Origin of the sequence: Pseudoduganella sp. LjRoot289 (assembly GCF_964252925.1) — a bacterium.
In the GTDB taxonomy this organism is placed as follows: Bacteria; Pseudomonadota; Gammaproteobacteria; order Burkholderiales; family Burkholderiaceae_D; genus Rugamonas.
The window spans coordinates 5,132,080-5,145,283 of sequence record NZ_CAXUPN020000001.1; the positions used below are offsets into that span (position 1 = coordinate 5,132,080).

The 13,204-nt window shown below is 65.5% G+C and carries 18 protein-coding genes; 10 read left to right on the forward strand and 8 right to left on the reverse strand.

The genetic code is table 11. The features are described 5' to 3' along the window. Nucleotides 1-3 precede the first annotated feature (3 nt). The 6 genes from ACSQ8Y_RS22040 (at nucleotide 4) to ACSQ8Y_RS22065 (ending at nucleotide 3,922) form a co-directional block, all read left to right on the forward strand. Entirely contained in the window at nucleotides 4-1,494 is a 1,491-nt protein-coding gene (locus ACSQ8Y_RS22040) for a PA domain-containing protein (protein WP_436268560.1), read from the forward strand. Nucleotides 1,495-1,616: 122 nt separating this feature from the next. Further along, nucleotides 1,617-1,982, forward strand: a complete 366-nt coding sequence (locus ACSQ8Y_RS22045; protein WP_436268561.1) for a VOC family protein — start codon at nucleotides 1,617-1,619, stop codon at nucleotides 1,980-1,982. Nucleotides 1,983-2,046: 64 nt separating this feature from the next. Then, nucleotides 2,047-2,289, forward strand: a complete 243-nt coding sequence (locus tag ACSQ8Y_RS22050) for a ParD-like family protein (protein ID WP_436268562.1) — start codon at nucleotides 2,047-2,049, stop codon at nucleotides 2,287-2,289. Next, nucleotides 2,282-3,067 carry a type I methionyl aminopeptidase gene (gene map / locus ACSQ8Y_RS22055; RefSeq protein WP_436268563.1) on the forward strand — a complete coding sequence of 262 codons (786 nt, stop codon included), beginning with the start codon at nucleotides 2,282-2,284 and terminating at the stop codon, nucleotides 3,065-3,067. Before ACSQ8Y_RS22050 ends, map begins: the two co-directional genes overlap by 8 nt. Nucleotides 3,068-3,143: 76 nt before the next feature. Further along, a complete protein-coding gene (locus ACSQ8Y_RS22060) occupies nucleotides 3,144-3,422 on the forward strand; it encodes a DUF1778 domain-containing protein (protein ID WP_436268564.1) in 279 nt (92 codons plus the stop codon). A gap of 2 nt (nucleotides 3,423-3,424) precedes the next feature. Continuing rightward, the gene (locus tag ACSQ8Y_RS22065) at nucleotides 3,425-3,922 is read left to right on the forward strand and encodes a GNAT family N-acetyltransferase (RefSeq protein ID WP_436268565.1); all 498 of its coding nucleotides are present in this window, start codon (nucleotides 3,425-3,427) and stop codon (nucleotides 3,920-3,922) included. On the opposite strand, the gene ACSQ8Y_RS22070 is transcribed toward ACSQ8Y_RS22065, so the two are convergent. The 5 genes from ACSQ8Y_RS22070 to ACSQ8Y_RS22090 are packed head-to-tail and all read right to left on the reverse strand — an operon-like array spanning nucleotide 3,909 to nucleotide 6,842. Continuing rightward, nucleotides 3,909-4,235 carry a barstar family protein gene (locus tag ACSQ8Y_RS22070; protein ID WP_436268566.1) on the reverse strand — a complete coding sequence of 109 codons (327 nt, stop codon included), beginning with the start codon at nucleotides 4,233-4,235 and terminating at the stop codon, nucleotides 3,909-3,911. The two genes, ACSQ8Y_RS22065 and ACSQ8Y_RS22070, sit on opposite strands and share 14 nt — an antisense overlap. Continuing rightward, nucleotides 4,235-4,660: an ExbD/TolR family protein gene (locus tag ACSQ8Y_RS22075; protein ID WP_436268567.1), complete on the reverse strand. Its 426-nt coding sequence runs from the start codon at nucleotides 4,658-4,660 to the stop codon at nucleotides 4,235-4,237. The genes ACSQ8Y_RS22070 and ACSQ8Y_RS22075 overlap by 1 nt, the downstream gene beginning before the upstream one ends. Before the next feature lie 9 nt (nucleotides 4,661-4,669). Continuing rightward, on the reverse strand, nucleotides 4,670-5,362 hold the full coding sequence (locus tag ACSQ8Y_RS22080) for a MotA/TolQ/ExbB proton channel family protein (protein WP_436268568.1): 693 nt from the start codon (nucleotides 5,360-5,362) through the stop codon (nucleotides 4,670-4,672). A 2-nt stretch (nucleotides 5,363-5,364) separates the two neighbouring features. Then, on the reverse strand, nucleotides 5,365-6,171 hold the full coding sequence (gene dapB, locus ACSQ8Y_RS22085) for a 4-hydroxy-tetrahydrodipicolinate reductase (RefSeq protein ID WP_436268569.1): 807 nt from the start codon (nucleotides 6,169-6,171) through the stop codon (nucleotides 5,365-5,367). Between the two features lie 11 nt (nucleotides 6,172-6,182). Then, nucleotides 6,183-6,842: an outer membrane protein assembly factor BamE gene (locus tag ACSQ8Y_RS22090; RefSeq protein ID WP_436268570.1), complete on the reverse strand. Its 660-nt coding sequence runs from the start codon at nucleotides 6,840-6,842 to the stop codon at nucleotides 6,183-6,185. 79 nt (nucleotides 6,843-6,921) lie between these two features. Between ACSQ8Y_RS22090 and fur the strand changes: the two genes are divergently transcribed. Next, nucleotides 6,922-7,350 carry a ferric iron uptake transcriptional regulator gene (gene fur / locus ACSQ8Y_RS22095; RefSeq protein ID WP_436268571.1) on the forward strand — a complete coding sequence of 143 codons (429 nt, stop codon included), beginning with the start codon at nucleotides 6,922-6,924 and terminating at the stop codon, nucleotides 7,348-7,350. Nucleotides 7,351-7,387: 37 nt separating this feature from the next. On the opposite strand, the gene hrcA is transcribed toward fur, so the two are convergent. Together hrcA and ACSQ8Y_RS22105 are read right to left on the reverse strand one after the other, a co-directional pair. Beyond that, nucleotides 7,388-8,404: a heat-inducible transcriptional repressor HrcA gene (hrcA, locus tag ACSQ8Y_RS22100; RefSeq protein ID WP_436268572.1), complete on the reverse strand. Its 1,017-nt coding sequence runs from the start codon at nucleotides 8,402-8,404 to the stop codon at nucleotides 7,388-7,390. 64 nt (nucleotides 8,405-8,468) lie between these two features. Further along, entirely contained in the window at nucleotides 8,469-9,188 is a 720-nt protein-coding gene (locus ACSQ8Y_RS22105; RefSeq protein ID WP_436268573.1) for an HAD family hydrolase, read from the reverse strand. A 93-nt stretch (nucleotides 9,189-9,281) separates the two neighbouring features. On the opposite strand from ACSQ8Y_RS22105, the gene ACSQ8Y_RS22110 reads away from it, so the two are divergent. The 3 genes from ACSQ8Y_RS22110 to ACSQ8Y_RS22120 all read left to right on the forward strand — a co-directional run bounded on the left by ACSQ8Y_RS22110 (nucleotide 9,282) and on the right by ACSQ8Y_RS22120 (nucleotide 12,197). After that, entirely contained in the window at nucleotides 9,282-10,856 is a 1,575-nt protein-coding gene (locus tag ACSQ8Y_RS22110; RefSeq protein WP_436268574.1) for a metallophosphoesterase, read from the forward strand. Between the two features lie 131 nt (nucleotides 10,857-10,987). Beyond that, nucleotides 10,988-11,572: a hypothetical protein gene (locus tag ACSQ8Y_RS22115; RefSeq protein WP_436268575.1), complete on the forward strand. Its 585-nt coding sequence runs from the start codon at nucleotides 10,988-10,990 to the stop codon at nucleotides 11,570-11,572. Between the two features lie 13 nt (nucleotides 11,573-11,585). After that, nucleotides 11,586-12,197 (forward strand): hypothetical protein, encoded by a 612-nt coding sequence (locus ACSQ8Y_RS22120; protein ID WP_436268576.1) that lies wholly within the window; start codon nucleotides 11,586-11,588, stop codon nucleotides 12,195-12,197. A 222-nt stretch (nucleotides 12,198-12,419) separates the two neighbouring features. On the opposite strand, the gene rsmA is transcribed toward ACSQ8Y_RS22120, so the two are convergent. Then, nucleotides 12,420-13,196, reverse strand: a complete 777-nt coding sequence (rsmA, locus tag ACSQ8Y_RS22125) for a 16S rRNA (adenine(1518)-N(6)/adenine(1519)-N(6))-dimethyltransferase RsmA (protein ID WP_436268577.1) — start codon at nucleotides 13,194-13,196, stop codon at nucleotides 12,420-12,422. Between the last annotated feature and the right edge of the window lie 8 nt (nucleotides 13,197-13,204).

The window sequence follows — 13,204 nt, forward strand, 5'->3', positions numbered from 1 at the left end:
GGCATGCGAACCAAACCATCCCCCCTGCCACAATTTACCCGTACGCTGATCGCCGCCGCCTGCGCGCTGGGCTGCTTCAGCGCCACGGCCGCCTCCATCGTCGTCACCAGCCGCGACGCGCCCGGCGTCGGCTTCAACGACCCGACTCCGGTCGAGCCAGTCGGCGGCAATATGGGCACCACGCTGGGCCAGCAGCGCATGAATGTGTACCGCCACGTGGCCGACATCTGGGAAGCCAACCTCGACAGTCCGGTGACGATCACCGTCAGCGCAGCCTGGGAGGCGCTCACTTGCACCGAGAGCTCGGCCACGCTGGGCAGCGCCTCCGCATGGAACATCTGGCATGACTTCCCGAACAGCAAGCCGGGCACCTGGTATCCGCAGGCGCTGGCCAACAAGCTGGCCGGCACCAACCTGAGCGCCAGCACGCCGGACGACGGCTCCGGCTTCGGCAACGTCGACATCAAGACCCAGTTCAACGTCAACCTCGGCAACCCAGGCTGCCTGACCGGCAACAGGTTCTACCTCGGCCTGGACGGCAACGCCGGCAGCAACGTCAACTTCGTCGCCACCCTGCTGCACGAACTAGGCCACGGCCTGGGCTTCGCCGCCACCGGCGTGAATTCTTCGACCGGCCAGCGCATCAATTCGGCCGGCACCGCCTGGAGCGACACCGGCTTGCCCGGCGTATGGGAAGCCTATATGTACGACAACAGCACGCAGAAGCGCTGGCTCGACATGACGCCGGCCGAGCGCAAGGCCTCGGCCATCAACCCGCTCAAGCTGGCCTGGACCGGCACGAACGCCGTCACCGGCGCCACCTTGCTGAAACCGCTGTCGGTGGTCAAGACCGCCACGCCGGTACCGGGCGGCGCGGGCAGCTACGACTTCAACCCCTCGCCGTTCGGCCGCGCCATCGTCACGCCGAGCACGCTCGGCGCGCTGGCCGTCATCGCGGCCCAGCCGGGCGAAGCCGGCCCTGGCTGCGATCCCTTCAATGCGGCCAACCGCGCCGCCGTGCTCGGCAAAGTGCCCGTCATCAGCCGTGGCGGCTGCACCTTCGCGCTCAAGGTCAAGAACGCGCAGGATGCCGGCGCGGTCGGCGCACTGCTGGCCAACAACGCGGCAGGCGCGCTGGTGCCGGGCGGCAGCGACGCCACCGTCACCATCCCCTCGGCCGGCATCACCATGGCCGACGGCGTCGCGTTGAAGGCGGCGGTGGCGGCGGCGCTTCCCTACGGCACGCGCGGCAAGCCGGGCGTGGTGACGGCCACCATGGCGGCCGACCCGGCCCGCGTCGCCGGCGCCGACAGCTACGGCCGTCCGCTGCTGTACACACCGAACCCGCTGGTCGGCGGTTCCTCGGTCTCGCACTGGGACGTGACCGCGTCGCCCAACCTGCTGATGGAGCCGAGCATCAATTCGGACCTGACCAAGACGCTGGTGCCGCCCAAGGACTTGACGGTGCCGCTGCTGAAGGATCTCGGCTGGTAATCCACATCCGCATCTGGCTCTAGCCGCCCGTGGCGGCGGGCTGCTGCAAGATAGTTCTCTATCGCCACGCAGCCCGCCGCCATGGCAAGATGCTGCTTTGCCAACTTAACCAGGAGAACAGCATGATCAAAGGATTGCGTACCGTGAAATACCCCGTCAACGACCTGGCCAAGGCCAAAGCCTGGTACAGCGAGGTCTTCGGCACAGCGCCCTATTTCGACCAGCCGTTTTACGTCGGCTTCGCCATTGCCGGCTTCGAGCTGGGCCTGGTTCCGGACGGCGAGCCCGGCAGCGCCGGCTGCTGCGCCTATTGGGGCGTGGACAATATCGAAGACGAGGTGGCGCGCATCGCGGCGCTGGGCGCCAAGGTGCACGCCGACATCCAGGACGTAGGCGAAGGCATCAAGGTAGCCGAGCTGGCCGACCCGTTCGGCAACCTGCTGGGCCTGATCTGCAACCCGCTGTTCAAGGTCGAGGACGTGCGCTGATGCATTAAATCCCTGTCCATGATAATATACGTTTCATATACAAACCATATATGAAAGCAAAACCGTGGGCATCGTTAAAATTTCCGATCAAATGCATGAAAACCTGCGCGTCGCGAGCGGCGCGCTGAGCCGCTCCATCAACGCGCAGGCCGAGCACTGGCTGCGCATCGGCATGCTGGCCGAGACCAATCCCGACCTGCGCTACAGCGACATCTGCCAGATGCTGCTGCGTTCCGCGCAGGACGGCCCGACCCTGGCCGACGCCATCGCCACCACTCCCATCGCGGAACGGAGGCACCATGCGTAAGAAGCGCGACGAAATCCTCATCAAGAGCCCCGACCAGATCGCCCAGGCGCGCGTGGCGGCCCAGCTGGCGGCCGACGTGCTGACCATGATAGGCCCCTATGTAAAGGCCGGCGTCACCACCGAATACCTGGACAAGATCTGCAACGACTACATCGTCAAGGAACAGCAGGTCATTCCGGCCAATGTCGGCTACGGCGGCTTCCCGGCCACCGTCTGCACTTCGGTCAATGAAGTGATCTGCCACGGCATCCCCTCGCCCAAGCGCGTGCTGCGCGACGGCGACATCATCAACATCGACGTGGCGGTGATCAAGGACGGCTGGCACGGCGACACCAGCCGCATGTATTACGTCGGCCAGCCCGGCAAGCAAGCCGAGCGCCTGGTGGACGTGACCTACAAATCGATGTGGGCGGGCATCCGCGCGGTGAAGCCGGGCGCCACCCTGGGCGACGTCGGCCACGCGATCCAGACCGTGGCCGAGGCGGCCGGTTTCAGCGTCGTGCGCGACTATTGCGGTCACGGCATCGGCCTGGTGTACCACGAGGAGCCGGAGGTGCGGCACTACGGCAAGCCCGGCGCCGGCATGGTCCTGCAGACCGGCATGCTGTTCACCATCGAGCCGATGATCAACGCCGGCAAGCCGCAATCGCGCGAAATGCCGGACGGCTGGACCGTCGTCACAGCCGACCGTTCCTTGTCCGCGCAATGGGAACACATGGTGGTGGTCACCGAGACCGGCTACGAAGTCCTGACGCTCGCCCCCGGCGAACAAGGCTGAGGCAGCGCTGCAATGACATTGTCATTGCAGCTTTCGATGGCCCGCCTATACTTCTTTGCAACGCAAGGAGGGCACCATGGCGCCACCGGACAAACGCAGCACACTGAATATACGCATCAAGCCCGAAGAGCGGGATTTGATCGACCGCGCCGCCAGGGTACAGGGCAAGAATCGCACCGATTTCATTTTGGATGCCGCACGCCGCGCGGCAGAAGACGCCCTGCTCGACCGGACTGTCATGCTCGCCGGTCCAAAAAACTACGCCGAATTCCTGGCGCGGCTGGACATGCCGCCACAGCCAAATCAGCATTTGCTGAAAACAATGCAAGCGGACGCGCCTTGGGATAAGGAGTGAGCATGCTCGCACCGGCACTGTTAGCCGGCGAGCACGACGTTTCCTCATTCAGCTGTGGCGTTGAAAGTCTAGATCAATGGCTCAAGCGCCGCGCGGCCAACCAGGCCAGCGGCGCATCGCGCACTTACGTGGCTTGCGAAGGCCCGCAAGTGGCCGCCTACTACTCGCTGTCATCCTACGCGGTGGGAAGCGATTCAGCGCCGGGGGCATTCCGCCGCAATATGCCTGATCCGATTCCCGTCGTCCTGCTGGGGCGGCTAGCGGTCGATCAAAAATTTCAAGGCCGGGGCATCGCCCGTGCCCTGCTGCGCGACGCGGGTCAACGCGTGTGTCAGGCCGCCCACACGATAGGCATACGTGGCCTTCTGGTCCACGCCGTCAATGAAGAGGCGAAATCGTTCTACCAGCGTGTCGGCTTTGAAGTGTCACCGTTGGATCCGATGACCTTGATGATAACGCTGGCCGACTTGAAGGCCGCGCTGGGCATCAGCGCAGCGTGAGCTTGAGGGCGGGCTTTTCGCCGTAGTCTTCGTAGCGCTCGTTAATGCCGCCGACGCAGAAGGTGATTTCTTCCAGGATGTCGGGCACGGCCGCCTTCATCGCGGCGGCGTCCTTGACGACGATCTCCAGCACTTCGTTCGGCTTCAAATGGAAACGGGTCATGCCGTCTTCGTCGCGCACATAGCTCATGCAGTCTATCCACGCGTCCATCGTGTTGCCGTAGGTGTCGGGGAAGCCGAAGGCGGCCTTGCACTCGGCGTGGAAGCTGTCGAAATCCTTGATCGCTGCGCCGTTCAGTTCTGCGGTAGCCATTATTTTTTATCCTTCGGGTCGTCCGTGACGAAACCCATCTTGGTCAGGCCGCGCGTCTGCGCCGCCGCCATCACTTGCGCCACGATTTCGTAGCGGGTGTCCTTGTCGGCCCGCAGCTGCAGCTCGGGCTGCAGTTCCAGTTTGGCCGCCTCGCCCAAGCGCTGTTCGAGCACCGGCTGGCTGACCGCCTCGTTGTTCCAGTAGATCTTGCCGGCGCCGTCGATGGCCACCGTCACGATGGCCGCAGGCGGCTGCTGCGCGGCCGCCTGCGCCTTCGGCAAGTCCAGCTTGACGGCGCTGGTGAAGGCGGGCGCGCCCAGGATGAAAATCACCAGCAGCACCAGCATCACGTCCACCATGGGCGTGACGTTGATGTCGGACATCGCTTCCTTCTGCCGGTGGTGGTTGAACGCGCCGAATGCCATGCCGCTGTCCTAGGTCCCGGTCCGGCGCACCCGGTCGCCGGTGGTCAGGTAGGCGTGCAGGTCGTGCGCGAACGCGTCCAGTTCGGACAGCGTGAGCCGGTTGACGCGGTTGAAGCCATTGTAGGCCAGCACCGCCGGGATCGCCACCATCAAGCCGATGCCGGTCATGATGAGCGCTTCGCCGACCGGGCCGGCGATCTTGTCGATCTGCACCGTGCCGCCGCTCGATACGGCCGACAGCGCATGGTAGATGCCCCACACGGTGCCCAGCAGCCCGACGAAGGGCGCGGTGGAGCCGATCGACGCCAGCAAGGTCAAGCCGCTTTCCAGCTTGTTGGTGGAGCGGTGGATGGCGCCGCGCAGCACCCGCGTGACCTGCTCGGCATGGCCCATCTCGCCGGCCAGCGTGCGCTTGTGCACGATGTCCAGCTGCGCCGCGCCCTGCTGCGCGAGCGGCAGGTAGATCCGTTCCGGATCGGCCGCCGTCAGCGCGGCGACGCCGTCGCCCATGGTCGGCGCGGTCCAGAACGCGTCGACCGCGTCGGCGCTGCGCCGCACCCGCCACGAGGCGTAAGCCTTGGACAGGATGAAGTACCAGCTCACCAGCGACATCGCCAGCAGCACGTAAGCCACCGCGTGGCTCAGCGCGTCGCCCTGCGCCCAGTAGCGCGCCAGGCTGAAGTGGTTCTCCAGGTCGTCCATCGTCAGTTCAGCGACAGCACGTCATTCATGTCGTACAGGCCCACGGTCTTGTCGGCCAGGAAGCGCGCGGCGCGCAGCGAACCGTTGGCGTAGCTGACGCGGCTGCTGGACTTGTGGCTGATCTCGATGCGCTCGCCGTCCGCCGCGAACAGCACGGTGTGGTCGCCGATGATGTCGCCGCCGCGGATGGTGGCGAAGCCGATCGAGGACGGGTCGCGCGGACCGGTCACGCCTTCGCGCGCGTAGACGGCGCATTCCTTCAGGTCGCGGCCCAGCGCGTCGGCGATCACTTCGCCCATTTTCAGCGCGGTGCCGGACGGCGCGTCCACCTTGTGGCGGTGGTGCGCTTCGACGATCTCGATGTCGTAGCCCACGTTCAGGTTCTTGGCGGCCATCTGCAGCAGCTTGAGCGTGACGTTCACGCCCACGCTCATATTAGGCGCGAACACGATGGCGGTCTTCTTGGCGGCCTCGGCGATGGCGGCCTTGCCGGCCTCGTCGAAGCCGGTGGTGCCGATGACCAGTTTGATGCCGTGCTCGGCGCAATAGGCCACGTGCTCCAGCGTGCCTTCGGGGCGGGTGAAGTCGATCAGCACCTGGGCACCGGCCAGGCCCTTGGCCAGATCCGATTCGATGGCCACGCCGGCCGGCTTGCCGAGGAAGGCGGCGGCGTCCTGGCCCAGGCCGGGCGCACCCGGCACGTCCAGCGCGCCGGCCAGGCGCGCGTCGGGCGCGTTCTGCACGGCTTCCACCAGCATGCGGCCCATGCGGCCGCCGGCGCCTGCGATTGCGATGTTCAGTTCAGTCATGATGGTCCTTCTTACTTCGATTCGGTTTTAGGCTTGATGTCGATGTCGACGGCGGACGGTGCCGGCTTGTCGGTACCGGCCGGCAGCGGGTTCTGCGTACCGGGCAGGACTTTCTGCTTGTCCTGCTCCTTCAGCGCCTGCTTGGCGTTCTTGGCCGGGCCGGCGATCAGCGCGATGTATTCCTGCTCCGTCGGCAGGTTGCCGCCCTCGAAGCGGTCGACCTTGCCTTCCTTGAAGAACACCACCACGGTGCTCGAGATGGTCTCGCCATTGCCGCGCGCCAGACGGAACGGGTAGTCCCAGCGGTCGGCGTGGAAGATGTCCATCAGCAAGGGGGTGCCGAGGATGAAACGGACCTGGTCGCGCGTCATGCCCGGCTTCAGCTGCTGCAGCATTTCCTGCGAAATGAAGTTGCCCTGCTGGATGTCCGGACGGTAAGGCGAGAAGAACCACATGAACTTCTGCAACTGCGAAATGGAGCGGACCTGCGCGCCCTTGCCGGCCACGACTGCGGTGTCTTCCGCTTTCAGGTCGGCTTTTTTCTCGCCCAACGTGCTGAGTGAAGCGCAGCCGGACATGGCCAGCGCGAGGGAAACCGCGCCCGCCACCAGGGGCGTGCGGCGCTTCAAACTGTGCAATATGGACTGCGGTGTAGCCTTGGTGACGCGCATAAATGACCTCAAATCGATTGAGCGGAAGTGCCAAAACACTATATGATAAAGCACATTGTCCCACACACGAGTAAGAAACATGAGCAACAACCCAACAGACCTGAAGGCAAGCGGCCTGAAAGCGACTCTGCCGCGCCTGAAGATCCTCGACATTTTCCAGAATAGCCCGGTGCGCCACCTGACTGCGGAGGATGTCTACAAGATCCTGCTGGCGGACAATATGGATGTAGGCTTGGCAACGGTTTACCGCGTGCTGACCCAGTTCGAGCAAGCCGGCCTGCTGAACCGCAACCACTTTGAGACCGGCAAGGCCATCTTCGAACTGAACGCCGGTTCGCACCACGACCACCTGGTGTGCCTGGACTGCGGCCGCGTGGAAGAGTTCTTCGACGAGGAAATCGAGCAGCGCCAGCACAATATCGCCGAAGCGCGCGGCTTCAAGATCGCCGAGCATGCGCTGGCCATCTACGGCAATTGCGTCAAGACCGCCTGCCCGCACAAGCCCTGAGGCTGGCGGGTTAGGCGGCACGCCGTAACCCGCCGGTTCAGTGGTTGCTCAGTGCATTCGACAGCAGCTTGGCGGTGATGTCCACGATGGGTATCACCCGCTCGTAGGCCATGCGCGTCGGCCCGATCACGCCCAGGGTGCCGACAATCTTGCCGTTGGCCTCGTACGGCGCCGTCACCACGCTCATGTCGTCCATCGGCACCAGGTTCGATTCGCCGCCGATGTAGATCTGCACGCCCGACGCTTTGCTGGACACATCCAGCAACTGCATCAGCCCGGTCTTCTGCTCGAACATGTCGAACATCTGGCGCAGCGAGCTCATGTTGGACGACAAGTCGCTCACCGACAGCAGGTTGCGCTCGCCGGAGATGACCATGTCGTCGGCGCTGTCGGCCATCGCCTCGCTGCCCGCCTCGACCGCCGCCTGCATCAACCGGCCCATGTCGTTCTGCAACTGGCGCAACTCGCCCTGCATGCGCCCGCGCACTTCCTCCAGCGCCAGGCCGCTGTAATTCTGGTTGATGTAGTTGGCCGACTGGACCAGCTGGGCCGGCGTGTAGTCGACGTCGGTCAGCAGCATGCGGTTCTGCACGTCGCCCGACGGACTGACGATGACCAGCAGGATGCGCTTTTCCGACAGGCGCAGGAATTCAATCTGCTGGAACACAGACTCGCGGCGCGGCGCCATCACCACGCCGGCGAACTGGGACAGGGAGGACAGCATCTGCGCCGCGTTGGCGATCAGCTTTTGCGGCTGCTGGCTCGGCAGGCGCATGCGCGACTCGACCGAGCTTTCGTCGATGTGCTGCACCGTCAGCAGCGTGTCGACGAAGATGCGGTAGCCGCGCGGCGTGGGGATGCGGCCGGCCGAGGTGTGCGGGCTGGACACGTAGCCCATCTCCTCCAGGTCGGCCATGATGTTGCGGATGGTGGCGGGGGACAGCTCCAGCCCCGAAATCTTGGACAGCGCGCGCGAGCCCACCGGCTGGCCGTCGGCGATGTAGCGCTCAACGAGCGCCTTGAGCAGGGTTTGGGCACGGATATCGAGTTGCATTAGTTTCTGCCAAACACAAATGTTTACGGTCTTATTATGCACGCAGTCGCCGCTGCGCTGTGCATCAATCTGCCAGCTGGGTCTCCAGCCAGGCCAGAAGTTCGTCGAAGCTGCTACAGATGGCGTCCGGGACGATGCCGGCCGCCGCGGCCGCCTGCCGGGCTGCGGCGCCGCCGCGGTTCATCCATACCGCGCGCAGGCCGGCGCGCTGCGCACCCTCCACGTCCAGCCTCAGGTCGTCGCCGACATACACCGCCGCGTGCGGCGCCACGCCCAGCGCCGCGCAGGCCGCCAGGAAGATGGCCGGTTCCGGCTTGGCGCTGCCGAAATGGGCGGCCGCCAGCGACACCTGAAAATGGTGGGCCATGCCGACAACTTCAAGGTCGGCGTTGCCGTTGGTGATGGTGCCCAGCACCAGGCGCTCCTTCAGCTTGAGCAGGCCGGGCAGCACGTCGTCGTACAGCGTGACGGCGTTGCGGGCGGCGGCGAAGTGCCGCATGGCCTCGTCGAGGTGCCGCTCGTCCTCGCCCAGCTCGGCGAACGCGGCCTGCAGGCCGGCGCGGCGCAGCCTGGCCATGTCCCACTGGTAATCCGGCTGCGCCTGCAGCAAGGCCATGCGGCGCGCGCGCAGTTCGTCGATGGAAAATTGCTGCGCCACGCGCGGGGCGTGCTCGGCCAGCCAGGCGTGCAGGGTCACCTCGGCCTGGGCGATCACGGGGGCGATCGGCCACAAGGTATCGTCGAGGTCGAACAGGATGGCTTGGGGGGGCGTGCTGGGGTTCATCGCACTATTGTCGCATGGGTACGCCGGGCCGCGAAGCTCGGCGGCGACCGCGCGTGCATGTTAAATTAGCGGATTGTCCACCCGGAGCCGCACTTGCCTATCCCGCACCGCCCGCCTGCCGCCCTGCTGCCGCTGACCACCCCGATCCGCAAGCAGGCCGCCCGTCCGACTTCCTTCAACGTGATCGCGTTGCTGCCGCTGTTAGTACTGGCGGGCTGCGCCAGCCAGGCGCCCGCCCCACCGGTCCCGCCGGTCTCGCCGGTCCCGCAACCGGCACCGGCGCAGCAAACCCCGCCAGCCTCCCGGACCCAGCCGCCACCGTCCGCCCCATCCGTGCCGGCCGGGTTTGCCGCCTTCGACGCGGCTGCTTATGTCCTGCTGGGCGAAAACGGCGCCGCCGTGGCGCGCGTTGTGCTGGACGCGCCGGCTTGCCCGGCCATCACGGTGGACGGCGCCAGCCGCCCCATGGCGCTGCGCGCGGCGCCCGCCACACTGGCGCTGCGGCACAATCCCGCCAAGGGCGACGCCAAGCCGTCCGCCTTCCCGCTGCGCACCTGCGAGGCCGGGTTGCCGGCCGGCGCCGCCAGCGCCAGCGTATTGGGCCGCGCCCTGCCATTGCCGCGCGCCTTGCCGCAGCGCATCGTCGTCATCGGCGACACCGGCTGCCGCCTGAAAAAGAGCAGCAATGAATACCAGGACTGCAACGACCCGCAAGCCTATCCCTTCGCCGCCGTGGCCGCGGCGGCGGCAGCCTGGAAGCCCGACCTGGTGGTGCACGTGGGCGACTATCATTACCGCGAAGTACCTTGCCCCGATGGCAGCGCCGGCTGCGCCGGCAGCCCCTGGGGCTACGGCTGGGACGCCTGGCGCGAGGACTTCTTCCGCCCGGCCGCCGCCCTGCTGAACGCCGCGCCATGGGTGGTGGCGCGCGGCAACCACGAAAGCTGCGAGCGCGCCGGCCAAGGCTGGTGGCGCCTGCTCGATCCGCGCCCGCTGCGCACCGGGCGCGACTGCATCGACCCGGCCCGCGACCGCGACGGCAACTACAGCGATCCCTACGCCGTGCCCCTGGGCGGCGACACCCAGCTGCTGGTGGCCGACACCGCCTCCACCACCTGGAAGGGATTGAAACCGGGCGTGCCCGGCTACGAGGAATACCGCGCCACTTACCGCGGGCTCGAGGCCCTGTCGCAGCGCGCCGCCTGGAACATCGGCATCACCCACCATCCCGTCCTGGGCGTGGGGGCCGAGCTGAAGGACGGCAAGCTGGACTGGCACCTCGGCGACACCGGCCTGCAGCAGAGCTTCGGCTCGCTCAACCCGCTGCTGCTGCCGCCCGGGGTGCAAGCCATGCTGTCCGGCCACGTCCACCTGTGGCAGCAGCTGAGTTTCTCCAGCCCGCACCCGACCCAGTTCGTGGCCGGCTTCTCCGGCACCGCCGAGGACATGGCGCCGCTGCCGGCCACGCTGCCGGCCGGCATCACCCCGGCGCCGGGCGCGGTGCCCGAGCAATTCAGCAACTGGATCGGCGGTTTCGGCTTCATGGCCATGGAGCGCGGCGCGCCCGGCGAGTGGACGGTGACCGTGCACGACCGGCACGGCGCGGTAAAAAACCGCTGCCAGATCAGCGGCCGGCGTTCCGTCTGCAGCGTGACGCAAGTACAATAGCCCGTTTCGCCATGCCGAAGTCACAAGCTGTTACAAGTTGCCGCTTCTGAATGCACTAAAATAGGCGCCGATTGCGCCTACCGCAGCCGCAAGGCCCGGCCAACCCGACCCCCTAGTATCTGGAGAGTTTTATGAATAGTTTGACCTCGCGTTGCGGCGCAGCCCTGCTGATCGCCAGCGCGCTGGCCGCTTGTGGCGGCAGCGGCGGCGGCAGCCTGCCGGTAAGCGGCACCATCAATGGCATGAACGGCACGCGCACAGCCCTGGTCCTGACCAACGGCGGCAAGCGGCTGGAACTCACGACGCCGGTGAGCAGCTTCTCCTTCCCGGACCTGCTGGCGCCGGACACCGAATTCGAGGTCAAGGTCGAAAAGAGCCCGAACGGCCAGCAGTGCACCGCGAGCAATAACAAGAACAAGATCAACTATTACACCTACAGCACCACGGTCATCAACTGCATCACCGATCCGTACCCGCTGGGCGGCACCATCACCGGCCTGACCAGCAACGGCCTGGTGCTGGCGAACGGCTCGAACACGGCCGCACCGCTGGCCGGCGCCACGAAATTCACCTTCGTGTCCCAGGTGCCGAACGGCGCGCTGTTCGGCGTGACCGTGCTGTCCCAGCCTGCCGGCCAGACCTGCATCCTGACCGCCAATGCGTCCGGCATCATGCCGGTGGGCGCCAAAGAAGACATCGCCGTATCCTGCAAATAAGCCTGGAGAAATAATGAAAGCTATTCCTGTACGCACTGCCGCCGCAGCGGCCCTGTTGCTGGCGCTGAGCGCCTGCGGCGGCAAGGCCTCGTTCGACGTGGGCGGTGTCTTCGTCAATTCCCAGGGCGTTTCCCAGCCATTGGCCAATAGCGGCCTGGTGCTGAAAAACGGCAGCGACACGCTGCCGGTCGCGGTCGGCTCCACCTCGTTCAAGTTCAACAACAGCATTTCCTACGGCACCGCCTACGAGATCAGCGTGCAGACGCCGCCCAACCACATGAATTGCACAGTGGCCAACGGCAGCGGCTCGGCCGGCCACACGCAGACCATCACGGCCAGCGTGATCTGCAGCCAGAACACCTACAAGATCGGCGGCACGGTCAGCGGCATCACCGGCGACACCGTGGTCACGCTGATCAACGGCAGCCTGGGCGGCTCGGTCACCCTGAACAAGGACAGCACCAGCTACGCCTTCGCGGCCGAAGTGGCGGACGGCCAGGCGTACGGCGTGACCGTGGCGCAAGTCGAGCCGGCAGGCGCGCTGAAGTGCGTGGTGGCGAATCCGAGCGGCGTGATGAGCAATGCGCCGCGCACCGACATCAACGTCACCTGCTCGGCGCCTTAAGGAAGAGTCATTCAGGAGGAGAATAACTGGTATCGCCAAAATAAATTGGCGATATATTCCGCGGCGCAGCATAATGCACCTGTCTCCTCCATTTCTTCCCAAAGAATTGGATTTCAGCCCGCTCCCTGAGCGGGCTTTTTTTTTGTCCAAAAAGGGGCCAGGGTTAATTAATTTGTGATTACAAATTAATTAACCCTGGCCCCTTTTTGCGTTTTGGGTGGCTTAGACCGGCTTGAGCAGGTTGGCGAGGGCGACGTAGGCTTCCAGGCCGACGGTCTCGGGACGCGCGGTCGGCAGGATGCCGGCCGCGACGATCTGCTCTTCGGTAAACATGCCTGACAGGCAGTTGCGGATGACCTTGCGGCGCTGGGAGAACGCTTTCTGCACCACCGCTTCCAGCGTTTCACGGTCGCACTTCAATGGGTTTTCGACCGGGATCATGCGCACAATGGCGGACTCGACCTTCGGCGGCGGGTCGAACGCTTCGGGCGGCACCACGAACAGCAGGTCCATGTGGTAGCGCCATTGCAGCATCACCGACAGGCGGCCGTAGGTCTTGCTGCCCGGCTCGGCCACCATGCGCTCGACCACTTCCTTTTGCAGCATGAAGTGCTGGTCCTGCACCAGCGGCGCAAAGTCGGCCAGGTGGAACAGCAGCGGGCTGGAGATGTTGTACGGCAGGTTGCCCACCACGCGAAGCTTCTTGCCTTCGGGCACGGGAATGCTGCCGAAGTCGTATTTCAGCGCGTCGCCGGAGTGGATGGTCAGGCGCGACGGGTCGTATTTCTTTTCCAGCCGCGCCACCAGGTCGCGGTCCAGCTCGACCACGTGCATGTGCTTGAGCGAGCGCAGCAACTGGTCCGTCATCGCGGCCAGGCCGGGCCCGATTTCGACCATGGTGTCGCCGTCGCGCGGGTTGATGGACTCGGTGATGTTGGACAGCACGTTGTTGTCGTGCAGGAAATTCTGGCCGAAGCGCTTGCGTGCGATGTGTTTCATAGTGTTCT